Genomic DNA, 15,475 nt, shown 5'->3' with positions numbered 1-15,475 from the left:
CAGGGGACGTCAGACGGCCTTCGCCCCTTCGGTGCGCCCCGCCTTGGCGTCGTTGGCGTCGTTGGCGTCGTTGGCGTCTTTGGCGAAATTGGCGGCGTGTGATTTTTCGGCTTGCTCGCGCTTCGCCAGCGCCTCTTCCTTGCTTGCCCGCTGCCAGTCGAGCAGCGGTGCGAGCGCCGTCGCGGTCTCGCGCAGCGTCGGCACCAGCCCCATCAACTGCTCCAGCGTGACACGTGCCGTCGGGCCATGTACCGCCAGCACGGCGCGCACATGAGCATCGTCCGGCGCACGTACGGGCACGCCGACCGCGACCATCCCGCGCACGAACTCTTCATTGTCGATGCCGATACCTCGCGCGGCGAGCCGGTCCAGTTCGGCGTCGAGCAGGCTCGCATCGGTGATCGTGCGCGGTGTCATGCGCCTGAGCGACAGCCGTGAGATCACCTCCCGACGCTGCGCCGCCGGCATCTGCGAGAGGAACAGTTTGCCGCTCGCGGTGCAGTGCAGCGGCACGCGCATGCCGGGGTGCATCTGCATGCGCAGCGGCTCGTTCGTCTCCACGCGTTCGATGTAAAGGACTTCGTCGCCGTCGAGCGCCGTGAGGTTGACCGTCTCGCCCACGCGATCCACCAATGCACGCAACAAAGAGCGCGCCGCGCGAGTGAAGTTGTTGTTCGCCAGCGTGACGAGGGCGAGCCGCGCCGCACGCGGCCCCAGCGACAACCCCCGCTCGGCACCGCGCGAATCGGGCACGTGCGAGACATAGCCGCATACCTCCAGCGCTTCGATCAGCCGCATGAGCGTGGCTTTCGGAATTGCCAGGCGCGAGGCGAGTTGCGACAGCGTGTAAGGCTGCCCGGCCAGGGCGAGACGCTCGATCACGGCGAGCGCTCGCAGATTGCGCGCCTCGTCGCTCGCGCGCAGGTCTGCGTCGTCCAGCGTGCCAGTGTCGCGCGTTGCCCGCATCGCTGCCTCCCGAAGCGTCGGACGCACCCGCCCGACACCAGTCGATCAATAAAAGAAACAAAATATACCAATTATTTGAGGGCGATCAGCCTCGGGATTACCCGGGAGCGTGCCTCGTGCGCGCGTTCGCCTCATGCCACCACCCGCCCGGCATCGCGTCGCGACGCCTAGTAAAACCCCGCAGATGCACCGCAGCAATTGCTTCGTTCTGAAACCGCAAGCGCGAAATCCGTTTCAGTTTTCGGTCGTCGACGTTTTTTCCCTTGGCATTCGCGCATCGCTCGCCGACATTGGATCGAAACAAACCGAAACGAATCGTTTCATCCCATCGTGACAAATGGCGATGAGACATCGACTGCAGGAGACAGGCGGCATGGAACATGAGGTCGACTATCTGATCGTCGGCGCAGGCTCGGCAGGGTGCGTGCTTGCCAATCGTCTGAGTGCAGACCCCGCGAATCGGGTGCTGCTGCTCGAAGCCGGCGGACACGACAGCAATCCCTGGATTCACGTCCCCGTCGGCTATTTCAAGACCATGCACGATCCGGAACTGGACTGGTGCTATCGCACCGAGCCGGACGCCAACGTGGCGGGACGCCAGATCGACTGGCCTCGCGGCAAGGTGCTGGGTGGGTCCAGTTCGCTCAACGGTCTGCTCTATGTGCGCGGCCAGCGAGAGGACTACGATCGTTGGGCCGAACTGGGCAATCGTGGCTGGGGCTATGCCGACGTGCTGCCCTACTTCCGCAAGTCCGAAGATCAGGAACACGGGGCCAATGCGTATCACGGTGTGGGCGGCCCGCTCAAGGTCTCGGATTTGCGACTGCGCCGGCCCATCGCCGAGCACTTCATCGCTGCCGCCAAAGACATCGGCATTCCCTTTAACGAGGACTACAACGGCGCGACGCAGGAAGGCGTCGGCTACTTCCAGCAGACGGCCTTCAAGGGGTTTCGCTGGAGCACGGCCAAGGGCTTTCTCAAACCGGCGCGTCACCGCACCAATCTGATCGTCGAGACGCGGGCGCAAACCTGTCGGGTGCTGTTCGAAGGCAAGCGCGCCGTCGGTGTCGAGTATTTGCAGGACGGTCAGCGCAAGAAGGCGCGTGCGCGCGTCGAAGTGATTCTGGCGGCCGGGGCCATCGGCTCGCCGCAACTGCTGCAAAACTCGGGCGTCGGGCCGACGACGGTGCTCGCGAAAGCGGGCGTTGCATTGCGCCACGCGCTGCCGGGCGTCGGCCGGAATCTGCAGGACCACCTGCAAGTGCGTCTCGTCTTCAAGACGCGCGAGCGAACATTGAACGACGAGGTGAACCATCCCCTGCGCAAGGCGCTCATCGGTTTGCAATACGCGCTGTTTCGCACCGGCCCGCTCACGCTCGCTGCGAGTCAGGTCACGATCTTCACGCGCTCACGCCCGGAACTCACGCGTCCGGATATTCAGTTCCACATGCAGCCGCTCTCCGCCGACAAGCCGGGCAAGGGGGCGCATCGCTTCTCGGCCTTCACGTCGTCCGTGTGCCAGTTGCGACCGCATAGCCGGGGCAGTGTCGAGATCCGCGCGAACGACCCGTTGCAGTACCCGACGATTCACGCGAACTACCTCTCGGACGAGCGCGATCACCGCGTGGTGATCGACGGCATCAAAGTCGCGCGCCGCATCGCGGCAGCGCCCTCGCTCGCGCCGCACATCATCAGCGAATTCGTTCCCGGCGCGCAGTACCGGAGCGACGAGGAACTACTTCAGGCAGCGCGACAGTTCAGCCAATCGATCTACCACCCGGCGGGCACCTGCAAGATGGGCGACGACGCCATGGCCGTCGTCGACGATCGCCTGCGCGTGCATGGCCTTGCCGCACTGCGGGTCGTGGACGCGTCGATCATGCCCGAGCTGGTGTCGGGCAACACGAATGCACCGACCATCATGATTGCCGAGAAAGCGGCCGACATGATTCTCGAGGACAGGAAGCAAGCGTCGGGCATGCAGGAAATCCGCGGCAGCAGGCAGGCGCCGACGGAAGCTGTCCTGGCGGTGTAGTCGCATCGCAGTCATCAGCCCCCAACCCCATTACAAGCTTCACCAGATTCGGAGACAACCATGAATGCATCGACCCAGACCGACGCCCGGCAGATGCGCCGTGTCGTCGTCGCCAGCCTCATCGGCGCCACCATCGAGTGGTACGACTTCTTTCTCTACGGGGTCGTCGCCGGCATCGTGTTCAACAAGCTGTACTTCCCCGGCAGCGATCCGTTGGTGTCGACCATGCTGGCGTATGGCACCTTCGCTGTCGGCTTCCTCAGCCGCCCGCTCGGTGGCGTGATCTTCGGGCACTTCGGCGACAAGCTCGGGCGCAAGAGCATGCTCGTCATGACGCTCACGATCATGGGCGTGGCGACGATGCTCATCGGCATGGTGCCCACCTACGCACAGATCGGTTTATGGGCGCCGGTGTTGTTGCTTGCCCTGCGCGTGCTGCAAGGCATCGGCCTGGGCGGCGAGTGGGGCGGCGCAGTCCTCATGGCGTTCGAATACGCGCCGAAAGAGAAGCGCGGTTATTACGCCAGCATTCCTCAGGTGGGTCTCGCCCTCGGCCTGTGTCTGGCCTCGGGCGTGGTAGCGCTGCTCTCGTACGTGCTCACCAGTGCGCAGTTCCTCGCGTGGGGCTGGCGCGTGGCCTTCTTCCTCTCGGTCGGGCTCGTCGCCATCGGCATGTACATTCGACTCAATGTCATGGAAACGCCGGAGTTCTCGAAGATCAAGAAGGCCGGCGCCGAGATCAAGATTCCGATTGCGGAAGTTCTGACGAAAAGCCCGGGCAACGTGCTCGCGGGCATGGGGGCGCGCTTCATCGACGGCGTGTTCTTCAACATCTTCGGTGTGTTCTCCATCGCGTATCTCACGCAAACGCTCAAGCTGTCGCAGACCGAAGCGCTCACCGGGGTGATGGCCGCCGCGTTCGTGATGATCTTTACGATTCCGTTCTTCGGCAAGTTGTCCGATCGAATCGGCCGCACGCGCATCTACTTCTGGGGGTCGCTCGCCACGGGATTGTCTTCCTTCGCCGGCTTCTGGCTGATGAAGGCCAGCGGCGGCAACGTGATGCTCGTGTGGCTGTCCATCGTGATTCCGCTCGGCGTGATCTACGCCTCGGTCTACGGTCCGGAAGCTGCCCTCTTCTCGGAACTGTTCGACGCGAAGGTGCGTTACACCGGCATCTCCTTCGTCTATCAGTTCTCGGGCATCTTCGCGAGCGGCCTGAGCCCGATCATCGCCACGTATCTGTTGCAGAAAAACGGCGGCGAGCCCTGGATGATCTGCATCTACGTGCTCATTGCCGGTCTCGTGAGTGCGCTATCCGCTGCGTGGATCGGCAGTCGCAAGCGCCGCCAGCACGTGTGGCACGGCGCGGGCGTGACGGAGCATTGAGCCGGCGCCGAGCCTGCGCTAGCGGGGACGCTGCGGCAGGGAAATCGGTGATCGGTGATCGGGGATCGGGGATCGGGGATCGGCGGCACGATCCGGGTCATCGCACGCCGTAGCCATCGCAGCCATCGCAAGGGCGTGTCCGTCATCGGGCACGCCCTTCGTTATTTCGCGCAACGCGTTCGCCATGACCATGGTCAGTACGCCTGAAGGTCATCTCGTGCGATGATGAAGGCTCGCGCAAGCCGCCTGCCTCCCACGACAGGCTGACAGGCTTTGCCCCGACTCTCTGGCCCGCGAGATCACAAACACGAATGCAGCGAGATCCGTCGCCCGATACCGCTATTGCCGAAGACGAACCCGACCGTCCGGGTCCGTTGTCCGAAGCTTCCCTGCTGGGCGCGCCTTCGACGCCGCCCGGCCCCGCGCCAGCGGACGCCGTCCCGCTGCCGATCAGCGTCTATCCCGCACTCATGGGCATCTTGCTGGGCTACGGCGTGCTCGTGGTCGGCAATGGCCTGTTCGTCACCGCGGTACCCTTTCACGCACTGAAGTACGGCGCCTCGACGTTCACCATCGGCGTGATCCAGTCGTGCTACTACGCGGGCTTCCTGCTCGGCGCGTTCTACAACCGCTCGCTCATCGAGCGCATCGGTCAGCATCGCGCGTTCGTGGCTTTCACGGCGCTCGCGGCGCTGTTCGTCATGGGCTTCGCCGTGAGCGAGTCCATGCTCCTGCTGTGCCTGTTCCGGGTGGGCACCGGCCTCGCGCTCATGGGCATGTACACCACCGTGGAGAGCTGGCTCAACGGCTCGGTGCCGAACACCATGCGCGGTCGGGTCTTCGGTTCTTACCTCACCATCAACTATCTGGCAGTCAGTGCCGGGCAGTTCCTGCTCAATATCGGCGAGGCGGGCAGCGAGGGACAGTTGCTGCTCGTGGCGGGTTTGTTCGTCGCGGCGATTCTGCCGATCACGCTCATGCAGGGCTGGCCCACGCGCGTGGCAGACGAGCGTCTCGTCAAACAACCGGCGATGAGTCTGTTCGACAGCATCACGGAGATGGCGCGCGCGACCCCGATCGCCATTCCCGGGTGCATTCTTGCGGGCTTTCTGTATAGCGCCTTCTACGCAATGATGCCCGTCTATCTGACGCGCATCGGATTTTCCATCGGCAGTCTCTCGACGTTGATGGGCGTGGCGCTGTTCGGCGCGCTGCTCATGCAATGGCCGGTCGGCCGTCTCTCGGACCGAATGGATCGGCGTACCGTGTCGCAGCGTCTGGCTGTGGTGTCTGCCGTGTGCTGTGCGCCGTTGATCTTCATTCAGGCGCACTGGCTCGTCTTCGCGCTGATGTTCCTGTTCTCCGCGGTCAATTTCACGCAGTACGGCCTGATCGTCTCGCACGTGAACGATCGCACGGAACCGGAACGGCGTATCGGTGTGAGCGCAACCTTGCTCATCCTCTTCTCGGTGGGCGGCCTGCTCGGGCCGATGGTCGCCTCCGTGGTCGTGACGGTGCTCGGTCCGGGCGGTCTGCATGTCTTCAACGTCGTGTGTGCGCTCGCGCTCGCCCGGGTGGCGCGTCGGGCACAGGTGCTCGCTCCCTGAGCGGATTGGGTTGGCCCGCCTCGACACCGCATTTACGCCCCATTTTGGTGCGACGACGACACGCTCTGGTGCGACGCGTCACAAGACAGGCGGAAATCGGCGGAAAAATCGGGGACAATAGCGCGCGCCTTTGAGCACGCTTCTTGCTCTCCTATTCTGTACATATCCTTGCCGCCGCGCCTGTCACGACCATGACCATGCTTGATCTCGACGCCCCCGGACTCTTGCCGCCCCGACTGACGGCGACCGACGATGGCCGGCGCATCGTCATTTACGGCGACTTCACGATATCCAGCGTGTTTCAGCCCGTGTTCTCGGTCTCGCACCGGCGCGCCATCGGCTACCACGCCTCGCTGCGCGCGCACGACCCGCAGGCACGCCACGTGCCCTCGCACGAGGTCTTCACCATGGCGGCGCGTCATGGCGACATGCTGGAGCTGGGCCGGCTCGCCGAGTCGCTGCATCTGGGGAATTTCCACGAATTCGACAGCCGCGACGCGTGGCTTTTCCTGAATCTGCACCCAGCGGCGCTGATGGACACGGTCTACGGCGACGCGCTCATCGCCACGCTCAAGGCCACCGGCCTGTCGCCGCAACGCGTGGTGCTCGAAGTCCCGGAGCAAGCCGGCGGCGACACGCCGCGCTTCGGCGCAATCGTCGGCAGTCTGCGCAAGGCGGGGTTCCTGATCGCGCTGGGCGGTTTCGGCGCGAAACACTCGAACATCGATCGGGTATGGGATCTGCGCCCGGATATCGTGGTGCTCGATCGCGGCATTCTGGCGCAGGCGACGGAGCAATCGCACCTGGCGCGCGTGCTGCCGGGGCTCGTGTCGCTGCTGCACGAGTCGGGACAACTGGTGATGATGGGCGGCCTGACAACCGATCGCGAAGCGCTCATTGCGCTGGAGTGCAACGTCGACTTCGTGCAAGGGCAATACTTCGCGGCGCCGGACTTCGACCCCGTTCCGCCGAAGGTCGCTGCCGAACGTATGGATGCGCTGTCGGCGGCATTGCGCACCCAGCTCGTGGAACGCGAGCGCGCGCAGCATGCGCGGCTGGCGCCGTATGTCGCGGGCATCGAATCGGCTGCCGCGCGTCTGGCGCAGGGTCAGGACATTCGTCAGGCAACCCACGACCTGCTCGCCCTGCCCGACGCGGCGCGCTGCTTCCTGCTCGACGCGGCCGGACGCCAGATCGGCGACAACGTCTTGCCGCACAGCCACTCGTCGCAACGGGCCAAGCGCTTCCGTCCGTTGCTGCATTCCGAAGGCGCGAACTGGGCGCGGCGTCCGTACTTCATCGAAGCCATGCGCGCACCGGGCGAGGTGCACTTCACACCGCCCTATCTCTCGATCAACGAAGCGCACCTGTGCGTGACGGCGTCCATCGCCTCGCCCGCCAAACAGGGGCTGCACGTGCTGTGTGTCGACATCAACTGGTGACAGCGGACGACAAGGTCGCATTCATGCGTGGCGACAGGTAGCTCGGGAGCGGGAATAAAGCGGGAATGAAGCAGCGGGAATGAAGCAAACATGACGCGGGGTCTGCATTACTGCCCCGCGCCATGCTTGTGTAAGACTCACCAATCGATCGGCGTTGCTGGCCCGACGGTGTCACCGTTGCCCGGACTCAACAATGTCATTGAGCTTCCAGGACTTGTCGAACCACGCTTGCAGCGGCCCATACAGGCGGAAGATGGTGAACCAGCTCTTGCCCGGAAGGGTTTGAATCCAGTTGGCTTCCTTGCCAGCGGGCGCTTTGGGACCAAAATACACGTCGTATGATCCGTCCGCGTTCTGGACCATGTTCCGCTGACTGGAAACGCTCGGGAATTGCTGGTCGGTCTGAAGCATCGATCGCGTTTGCGTGTCGTACACCACCACTGACCAGAAGTCTTTTACCGGCACCTTGGGCGGAACGTGCAACACATAGTTCTTGCCGCCATCGAACGGTTTTCCGGCGCTGTCCAGATTGACCGACGCATACTGCGATCCTATGCCGGGCATCGCTACCGCCATGGCGGGCGTGTCGACCGTTGCGGCGTAGAAGAACATGGTGCGTGCGTCGAAATTGCGAGCGCCGTTGTCTAACCACTGATAGCTACCGCCGATGAATGGCGTGTTCCATTGCCGGTCCGGATAGATGCGCGCCGCGGGGTCACGATTCGCAAAATCGAAGGCGCGTGCCGTGGCATTGCCGACCGCCACGGCGTCGGTGAGGATGCGTTTCATGCGTGCATCAGGCGCAAACGGCTTTCCTTTCTCGATACCGATGGCACGAAAAACACCCGTCATGTCGGGACCGTAGGCGCCCGCTGGCTCCTCCTGAACGATCTGGTTGACCTCGTCGTAGAAACTCAGGTCGTTCGCATGAATGGTATTGATCGGCACCCCGGACGAGTTCACGAAATTCGTCTTGGGGGGATTGTTTCTGGCGGCATAGGGATAAATGCGCAGCCGGGCCTTGATGCTGGCGACCGTCGGGGCCGGAGAACCGTTTTTCAGGAAGCCCCGACCAACCAGCAGGTTTCCATACGTTTCGGACTTCACGATGTAGTAACCGCTTTTCGGCAGTTCGCCCTTATAGCCGGGGGGCACCACCAGATACTTCCCCCCCTTGCCCTTATCCGGACCGGCGTTACCGAAGTCCGCGACGTAACGGAACCAGAAGTCGTCAATGACCCCCAGGACGTCGGGAGGCCCTTCAACAACGATAGGCCCGTCCTTCAGGTCGAGCCAGGCGAAGAAGTAGACGGATTCCGTGTTGGCGGTCAGCAGCAGCGTACGGGAATCGGACAGTGTCTCCGCGATGGCAACGGTGCTGTTGGAGGGACCGAATGCGCGCATTCCTGCGCGCATGGCCACAAGCGAAGCGCCGGGAATGCCGTTCAGGAACGCTTCGATGCCGCGCTGAAAGTCCAGATTGTCGTAGACGAGTTGTGCGGTTGCGGGCGTGGGCACGCCATCGACGTATTCCAGCTTGCCGATTCGCGTCTCCACCGACGCCGGCGTCAGGATTTGCGGAGGCAGCGGCGTTGTCATCTTGTACTGGGTCTGAGCGCTGGCGAGCGAGACGAAGTACGGAGAAGCTGCCAGCGCGGCCAAGACGATCTTGTGCATCATCGACGACGATTTCATTGTTTTCCCCTTATGCGGCGAAATCGAAACGTTTAACTCGGCAAAGGCAAAACCATCTGGCCGATGCGTAAATTCGGCAAGAAAAGCGAATACAAGAGTGCAAATAAGAAGAAGCCAGCGTTGACCCTGCAAGGTCATGCCAGCGTGCCGGGCGCATGCAGAGTGGGATTGGCCAGCCACTGGATTACAGCACTTGCGCGCGAAATAGCGCAACAATCGGATGAGGCTTCGTGCAATTTGGTAATTTTTATTACTAACAAATTGCTCGCGAATGTCAGCTGTCCGTCGCCTTCCTGTCGGATTCAAGCGACAGATCCACCAACGAGCGAAGGGTATTTCGGTCCGCTCACAAGACAAAACGCCCCCGGCGTCTTCCGACGTCCGGGGGCGTTGTCTTTGCGGCGACATTCAGCGCAAGTGCGCGCCGCTGCACGCACGCGCCGGCTTATGCAGCGCGCGGCGCGTGATAACGTTCGAGCCAGTGCGCGTACGGGGCGGGCAACACCCACGTCGGGCGCTTTTCATCGAGATCGCGCGCCGCGAAGTACGGCCAGTGCGGATTTGCCAGATGCGCGCGACCGACCATCACGAGATCCAGTTGGCCGTCGGCCACGACGCGGTTGGCGACCTGCGGGTCATCGATGCCCCACGCCGACGCCACGGCAATGTCGGCTTCGTTCCTGACGCGCTGCGCGATCGGTGCGAGAAAAGCCGAGCCCCAGGGAACCTTGGCGTCGGGGGTCGAGAAGCCCACGCTCACGCTGAGCAAATCGAGGCCGCCTTCGCGCATCTGGCGCGTCAACGCGATGGACTCGGTAAGCGTCTCTTCGTCACGACCGTCATATTCGAGAACGCCGAAACGCGCCGTGAGCGGCAGGTGCTCGGGCCACACTTCGCGCACGGCGGCGAACGTTTCCAGCAGGAAGCGGCTACGACCGGCGAGGTCGCCGCCGTAGGCGTCTTCACGATGATTGGCATGCAGCGAGAAGAAGCTCTGTGCCAGATAGCCATGCGCGAAATGCAGTTCCAGCCATTCGAAACCGGCGGCCAGCGCACGGCGGGCCGCCGCCACGAAATCGGCTTTCACGCGCGCGATGTCGTCGAGCGTCATGGCCTTGGGCACCTTGCCGAGATGACCCCCGAACGCCACCGCAGACGGCGAAATCGTCGGCCAGCCTCGCGGGTCGTCTTCACCGATGTGGTCGTCGCCCTCCCACGGACGGTTCGCGCTGGCCTTGCGACCGGCATGCCCGATCTGGATGCCGGGCACGGCGCCGTGCGACTTGATGGCTGCCGCAATCCGCGCCATGCCCGTCGTCTGCTCGTCGTTCCACAAGCCGGTGCACCCCGGCGTGATACGGCCTTCCGGCGAGACGGCGGTCGCCTCGACGATCACCAGGCCGGCACCGCCGCGCGCCAGACTGGCGTAATGGGCGAGGTGCCAATCGTTGGTCACGCCGTCAACGGCGCTGTACTGACACATGGGCGGCACCGCGATGCGGTTGCGCAGCTTCACGCTTTTGAGTTCGAACGGGGAAAACAGGGCAGACATGAGAATTCTCTTTACGGGGGGGTAGGTTTCGACCTTCATCGGTCGACGTCAGTCATGGTAGCCCCACCAAGCTATAATGGAAACCATCTGCAAATTATCGATTTGATAACAGTTCATTATGGTCAATCCCCAGTGGCTCAAATCCTTCGCCACGCTCGCCGAGCTTGGCAACTTCACGCGCACCGCGGATCGGCTGGGGCTGACGCAGGCCGCTGTGAGCCAGCACATCAAGCATCTCGAAGAGGAATTCGGGACGTTGCTGGTGCGGCGCCCGCGCGCCATTGAACTCACCCCTGCCGGGCAGGCGCTGCTCACCTATTGCGATCAGGTCGAGTGCGCCGCCCGACATTTGCGCTCCAGCCTGGAAGACGCCAACGAGGAATGCGGCAACATCACGCTCATCACGCCGGGCAGCATTGGGCTCTACCTGTGTCCGATCCTGCTGGACATGCAGCAGGCCAATCCGGCGATGGCGGTGCGCCACCGTTTCGCGCCGGACCGCGAGGTGCTGGAAGGGGTGCTGCAGAACCACTTCGAACTGGGACTGGTGACCTTGCGTCCCGACGACCCGCGCCTGAGCGCAACGCCGTTCACGCAGGAACCGCTCGAACTCGTCGTGCCTGCCGGGGAGGATGTCCACACATGGGACGACCTCAAGCGCATCGGCTTCATCGAGCATCCGGATGGCGAGGCGATGTCCACGCGCCTGCTCAGCCGCCGCTTCCCCGGCAACCCAGGGGTGCAAAGCCTGCCGAGCAAGGGCTGCACGAACCAGATCAGTCTGATTCTCGAGTATGTCGCCCGTGGCCTGGGATTCACGGTGATACCGCAATACGCGCGACAGGCGTTCCCGTTGCAGGACGCCATTCGTGTGGTCGATTGCGGCCCGCCTGTGGTCGATACGCTCTGGCTGATCCATCGCGCCGAATGGCCGCTCTCGGCCCGCGCGCAGCGCGCCGTAGCACTGTTGCGCGAGCGTGTCGATGCGCCACGTCCGCGAGCGTTCGGCGGCGAGAAGGTGCGAGAGGGTGCTGCAACGCGCAGCCGCGTGACGGCTTGATGCCTTGATGCCTTGATGGACTGACGGCGCGAGCGACGGTCGCCCTCCCCGTCGTGCCCGTTGTTTCGTGCCGGCACAATCTGCGGCATCACTGTCATTGCGATCTGTCGGCGCGAGCCGGTACGCTGCGGAATTCTCTTTCGCCCGGCCTTAGCACCACTTGCCACTCGCCGCCCGCCACATCATGCGTTTTCGTTCCTCGCTGCTCGCCGTCCTGCTTGGCCTCTGTCTTGTCGTTCCCCGTATGGCGCTTGCGACGCAAGACGCAGCGACGCAGGCCCGGCGCGAGCTGCTCGACGCCCTTGCGTCGCGCCCACGCCAGCCGGTCGTTGCCGTCATCGCTTCAAACGAGGGTACCGAGACGACCGACTTCCTGGTGCCCTACGCCGTGCTCAGGCGCGCCGGCATCGCGCAGGTGGAAGCCGTGGCAGTCGAGCCCGGCGAGGTCACGTTGATGCCAGCGCTACGCATCGCACCCGACACGTCGCTGGCGGACTTCGACGCGCGTCATCCGAACGGGGCCGACATCGTGATCGTGCCGGCGATGCATGTCGACGATGACGCTCGCGTGCTGGCGTGGCTGCGTCGTCAGGCGTCGCAAGGCGCACTGATCGTGGGCATCTGTTCCGGCGCCAAAGTGCTCAGTCACGCCGGATTGCTTCAGCGCAAACGCTTTACCGGCCATTGGTATGACCGGGACGACCTTCGCAAAGCCAATCCGGAGGGGCGTTATGTGCCCGACGTTCGCTACCTGTATGACGACGGCGTTGTCACGACCACCGGCGTGAGCGCTTCGTTACCGGTGGCGCTCACTCTGGTCGAGGGCATTGCCGGCGAGTCGCGTGCGGCGCAGGTTGCACGTGTGTTCGGCGTCACCGATACGTCGGCGCGCCACGTGAGCGCCGGATTCCGGCTCGACGCCTCGCGGCGCTGGACGATTGCGCGCCACTGGATAGCCTTCTGGCAACACGAGACCTTCGCCATTCCCGTTCGGGACGGTGTCGACGACGTGTCGCTCGCGCTGGTGTCCGACGCCTGGTCCCGAACGTGGCGCAGTCAAGCCGTGGCAGTCAATGCAGGCGTCACGTCGGGGCGTATCACGATGGCCAGCGGACTCCAACTGATCCCGCAAACCGCACAACAAGGCGGGACGCGCGCACAGACGCTGCCGCTCTCCCCGGATGGCACCGCGATGACCCGCTTCACCACAGCGCTCGATGCCATCGAGCATCGCTATGGCATGGCAACGCGCGACATCGTCTCGTTGACGATGGAATACGTCGACACATCACGCTAGGGTCGCGCTCTGCGTTTGTGCCGCACGCCGGTATTGCGACATCGGTACCCCGAAGACCTCGCGGAATGCCCGCTGCAAGGCATCGACGCTGCGAAATCCGCTGCGTTGCGCGATGCGCTCCTGCGGCCACGCCGTCTGCCGAAGCAGGGAATTCGCGAAGTGCACCCGGGCGCGCGTGACATAACGGGCGGGCGATACACCGGTGTCGCGAGAAAAGGCGCGCGAGAAATTACGCGGGCTCATGCGAGCGACGGCGGCGAGCGCATCGACGCTCAGATCGGCATCGAGATGACTCTCGATCCACGCGATGACGTCGCGCACCGGCGACGTCGCACCTTGTTGCAAGGTCAGCGAACGGCTCACCTGCGATTCCGCCCCGCCGCGCAACACGAACAACGCCAGATCGCGTGCGATGTCCATCGCGAGCGCGCGCCCGTGGTCTGCTTCGATCATCCCCAGCGCCATGTCGATGCCGGTGGTGACGCCACCGGAAGTCCAGACCTTGCCGTCGCGCACGAATACCCGGTCGTGCTGCACGTCGGTCGCGGCGCACATCGACGCGAGCAAGTCGCACGCGCGCCAGTGCGTGGTCGACTCACGCGCGTCGAGCAGGCCCGCCGCCATCAGCACGAACGCCCCCGTGCAGACGCTGGCCACGCGCCGCACGCGGGGCGCAATCGCGGCGACCCACTGCGCAGCACCGTCCTCCAGCACGGCGCGGCGTAACGCGTCTTCTTCGCCCCCGGCCACGATGACGGTATCGATGTCGTCAACGTGGCGACCGAAGGAACTGACCAGCGAATTTAGCGGTGTGGTATCGGCGATGGCGAGCCCGGCGCTGGTGCGAACGTTGCCCCCTTGCGGCGACGCCACCGTGAGACGGTAAGCGCCCGGCACGGCAAGCGAGGCTTTGGCGAAGGTACTGGCAGGGCCGGTGACGTCGATGGCCTCGACGCCATCGAAAGCCACGATGACGATGTGACGACGGGTGACGCTCGCGTCGAAAGATGGATCACTGGATGACACGCCAATTTCCCTGAGTCGACAGGACAAGGGACGGGCCACGCTGCCCGCCGGGTGGCGAGCATTGTAGCCCTGAGCGGTAATCCGGCGTGAAAGTGCGGGCTCTGCGAAATGCCTTATCGGGCCTTATTGGGCCTTATCGTGCCTTAACGCGCCGCCTGAGTGAACTTGTTGAACGACGTATCGAACAGACCGCGCACATCGAAACCCTTGGTCAGCGTGCCGGTCTTCACGAAGTCGTCGACGCTCTTTTGCGCTTCGGCGATGGCGCCGTCCGTGAGCGGCTCGTAGCGAATGCGCGACGTGCTGAACCATTGATGCGCGAGCTTGGGATCGACACGCGACTTCGCCGCCCACACGTCGGCATAACGTTCGATGTGACGCGGGTCCGCCAGCGACCACTCACGCGCACGCTGATAACGCTGAACGAAGTCGCCCAACAGCTCTCGTTTGCTGTCGATGACCTTCTGCGTCGTCGACAGATAGCTCTGTGCGGCGATCAGTCCACGCGCGGTGACCACGGTCTTGGCCCCTGCCTGACGCAAGCGTGTGACGTACGGCTCCCACGTCGCCGTCGCATCGACCTTGCCCGCCTGGAGGGCCGCGGCCGAATCGACGGACGCCAGATACGAGTACTTCACCGAATCGAGCGGCAGCCCGGCAGACGTGAGCGCCGCCTGCACCAATTGCTGGGACCATCCGCCTCGTGTCACTGCGACCGTCTTGCCCTTCAGGTCGGCAACCGTCTTGATCTGCGTGTGCGGCCCCGCGAGCAACACCACACTGTCGGGACTGTCGCGATAGATGCCGATTACCTTGACGGGCGCGCCCTGCGCGGCGAGGAACAGCACCGGGCCATCCCCCTGCAGGCCGATGTCCAGTGCGCCGGCGTTGACGGCTTCGATCACCGGCGTGCCTGCGGGAAACTGTTTCCACGAAACGGTGTACGGCGCGTCCTGCAATGCGCCGGACGCTTCGAAAAGGCTCTGGGCGTTGTACGCCTGATCGCCTACCACCAGCACCGGTTTGTCCGCCGCCTTGCTGGCGAATGGCAGAATGGCCGCCACGCTGAGCGCCGCGGCAGCGCCACGTCGCAGGCGGGCGCGCCAGGTCGGCCACTGTTCGCGGGCACGCGAGCGCAGGTCGCGCTTTGCAGCGCGTGCGAGCGTCGCACGCACCATCGCCGCACGCGACGGCGGCGAGACGTACAGACCGAGCGCGATGGCGGAGGCTGCAATGAATGCGTCGAGCACCGGGTTGTCCTGTGCAGCGGCATGGGAGGCAGATGTCGTCATGTCATGTCGCCACGCACGAACGCGGCCGAAAGAGTGGAGGATGTGCCAGTCTAGACACGCGCCACCGCATCCCCAACCATCGATTGATGCGATCCATAGCGCGCACTTCACGCG

General features: G+C 64.0%; 11 protein-coding genes. 6 read left to right on the top strand and 5 right to left on the bottom strand.

Features of this window, described 5'->3' with window-relative positions; translation table 11 throughout:
* Positions 1-9: 9 nt before the first annotated feature.
* The gene (locus PCA31118_RS09890; RefSeq protein WP_246190155.1) at positions 10-966 is read right to left on the bottom strand and encodes an IclR family transcriptional regulator; all 957 of its coding nucleotides are present in this window, start codon (positions 964-966) and stop codon (positions 10-12) included.
* Positions 967-1,339: 373 nt separating this feature from the next.
* On the opposite strand from PCA31118_RS09890, the gene PCA31118_RS09885 reads away from it, so the two are divergent.
* From PCA31118_RS09885 to PCA31118_RS09870, 4 genes are all read left to right on the top strand, one after another.
* Entirely contained in the window at positions 1,340-3,001 is a 1,662-nt protein-coding gene (locus tag PCA31118_RS09885; RefSeq protein WP_150625023.1) for a GMC family oxidoreductase, read from the top strand.
* A gap of 60 nt (positions 3,002-3,061) precedes the next feature.
* Entirely contained in the window at positions 3,062-4,390 is a 1,329-nt protein-coding gene (locus PCA31118_RS09880) for an MFS transporter (protein ID WP_044454094.1), read from the top strand.
* A gap of 311 nt (positions 4,391-4,701) precedes the next feature.
* Positions 4,702-5,997: an MFS transporter gene (locus PCA31118_RS09875; RefSeq protein ID WP_150625022.1), complete on the top strand. Its 1,296-nt coding sequence runs from the start codon at positions 4,702-4,704 to the stop codon at positions 5,995-5,997.
* 191 nt (positions 5,998-6,188) lie between these two features.
* The gene (locus tag PCA31118_RS09870; protein ID WP_150625021.1) at positions 6,189-7,439 is read left to right on the top strand and encodes a sensor domain-containing phosphodiesterase; all 1,251 of its coding nucleotides are present in this window, start codon (positions 6,189-6,191) and stop codon (positions 7,437-7,439) included.
* A gap of 171 nt (positions 7,440-7,610) precedes the next feature.
* On the opposite strand, the gene PCA31118_RS09865 is transcribed toward PCA31118_RS09870, so the two are convergent.
* Together PCA31118_RS09865 and PCA31118_RS09860 are read right to left on the bottom strand one after the other, a co-directional pair.
* Complete coding sequence (locus PCA31118_RS09865; protein WP_246190154.1) at positions 7,611-9,272, bottom strand: DUF1254 domain-containing protein; 1,662 nt, start codon at positions 9,270-9,272, stop codon at positions 7,611-7,613.
* A 307-nt stretch (positions 9,273-9,579) separates the two neighbouring features.
* Entirely contained in the window at positions 9,580-10,686 is a 1,107-nt protein-coding gene (locus PCA31118_RS09860; protein ID WP_150625020.1) for an NADH:flavin oxidoreductase/NADH oxidase, read from the bottom strand.
* Positions 10,687-10,804: 118 nt separating this feature from the next.
* On the opposite strand from PCA31118_RS09860, the gene PCA31118_RS09855 reads away from it, so the two are divergent.
* A complete protein-coding gene (locus PCA31118_RS09855; RefSeq protein WP_150625019.1) occupies positions 10,805-11,746 on the top strand; it encodes a LysR family transcriptional regulator in 942 nt (313 codons plus the stop codon).
* 184 nt (positions 11,747-11,930) lie between these two features.
* Positions 11,931-13,043 carry a DJ-1/PfpI family protein gene (locus PCA31118_RS09850; RefSeq protein ID WP_150625018.1) on the top strand — a complete coding sequence of 371 codons (1,113 nt, stop codon included), beginning with the start codon at positions 11,931-11,933 and terminating at the stop codon, positions 13,041-13,043.
* Here the strand turns inward: PCA31118_RS09850 and PCA31118_RS09845 are convergent.
* On the bottom strand, positions 13,035-14,069 hold the full coding sequence (locus tag PCA31118_RS09845) for a GlxA family transcriptional regulator (protein WP_150625017.1): 1,035 nt from the start codon (positions 14,067-14,069) through the stop codon (positions 13,035-13,037). The two genes, PCA31118_RS09850 and PCA31118_RS09845, sit on opposite strands and share 9 nt — an antisense overlap.
* Positions 14,070-14,212: 143 nt before the next feature.
* On the bottom strand, positions 14,213-15,361 hold the full coding sequence (locus PCA31118_RS09840) for an ABC transporter substrate-binding protein (RefSeq protein WP_150625016.1): 1,149 nt from the start codon (positions 15,359-15,361) through the stop codon (positions 14,213-14,215).
* Between the last annotated feature and the right edge of the window lie 114 nt (positions 15,362-15,475).

The sequence above is a fragment of the Pandoraea captiosa genome, from assembly GCF_902459775.1.
GTDB lineage: Bacteria > Pseudomonadota > Gammaproteobacteria > Burkholderiales > Burkholderiaceae > Pandoraea > Pandoraea captiosa.
This window is presented reverse-complemented; position numbering and strand designations above follow the sequence as displayed.

Bases quoted from the DNA above. Each gene is read 5' to 3' on its own strand.
- PCA31118_RS09890 (WP_246190155.1), bottom strand. From the start codon at position 966: ATGCGGGCAACGCGCGACACTGGCACGCTGGACGACGCAGACCTGCGC.
- PCA31118_RS09885 (WP_150625023.1), top strand. From the start codon at position 1,340: ATGGAACATGAGGTCGACTATCTGATCGTCGGCGCAGGCTCGGCAGGG.
- PCA31118_RS09880 (WP_044454094.1), top strand. From the start codon at position 3,062: ATGAATGCATCGACCCAGACCGACGCCCGGCAGATGCGCCGTGTCGTC.
- PCA31118_RS09875 (WP_150625022.1), top strand. From the start codon at position 4,702: ATGCAGCGAGATCCGTCGCCCGATACCGCTATTGCCGAAGACGAACCC.
- PCA31118_RS09870 (WP_150625021.1), top strand. From the start codon at position 6,189: ATGACCATGCTTGATCTCGACGCCCCCGGACTCTTGCCGCCCCGACTG.
- PCA31118_RS09865 (WP_246190154.1), bottom strand. From the start codon at position 9,272: ATGACCTTGCAGGGTCAACGCTGGCTTCTTCTTATTTGCACTCTTGTA.
- PCA31118_RS09860 (WP_150625020.1), bottom strand. From the start codon at position 10,686: ATGTCTGCCCTGTTTTCCCCGTTCGAACTCAAAAGCGTGAAGCTGCGC.
- PCA31118_RS09855 (WP_150625019.1), top strand. From the start codon at position 10,805: ATGGTCAATCCCCAGTGGCTCAAATCCTTCGCCACGCTCGCCGAGCTT.
- PCA31118_RS09850 (WP_150625018.1), top strand. From the start codon at position 11,931: ATGCGTTTTCGTTCCTCGCTGCTCGCCGTCCTGCTTGGCCTCTGTCTT.
- PCA31118_RS09840 (WP_150625016.1), bottom strand. From the start codon at position 15,361: ATGACGACATCTGCCTCCCATGCCGCTGCACAGGACAACCCGGTGCTC.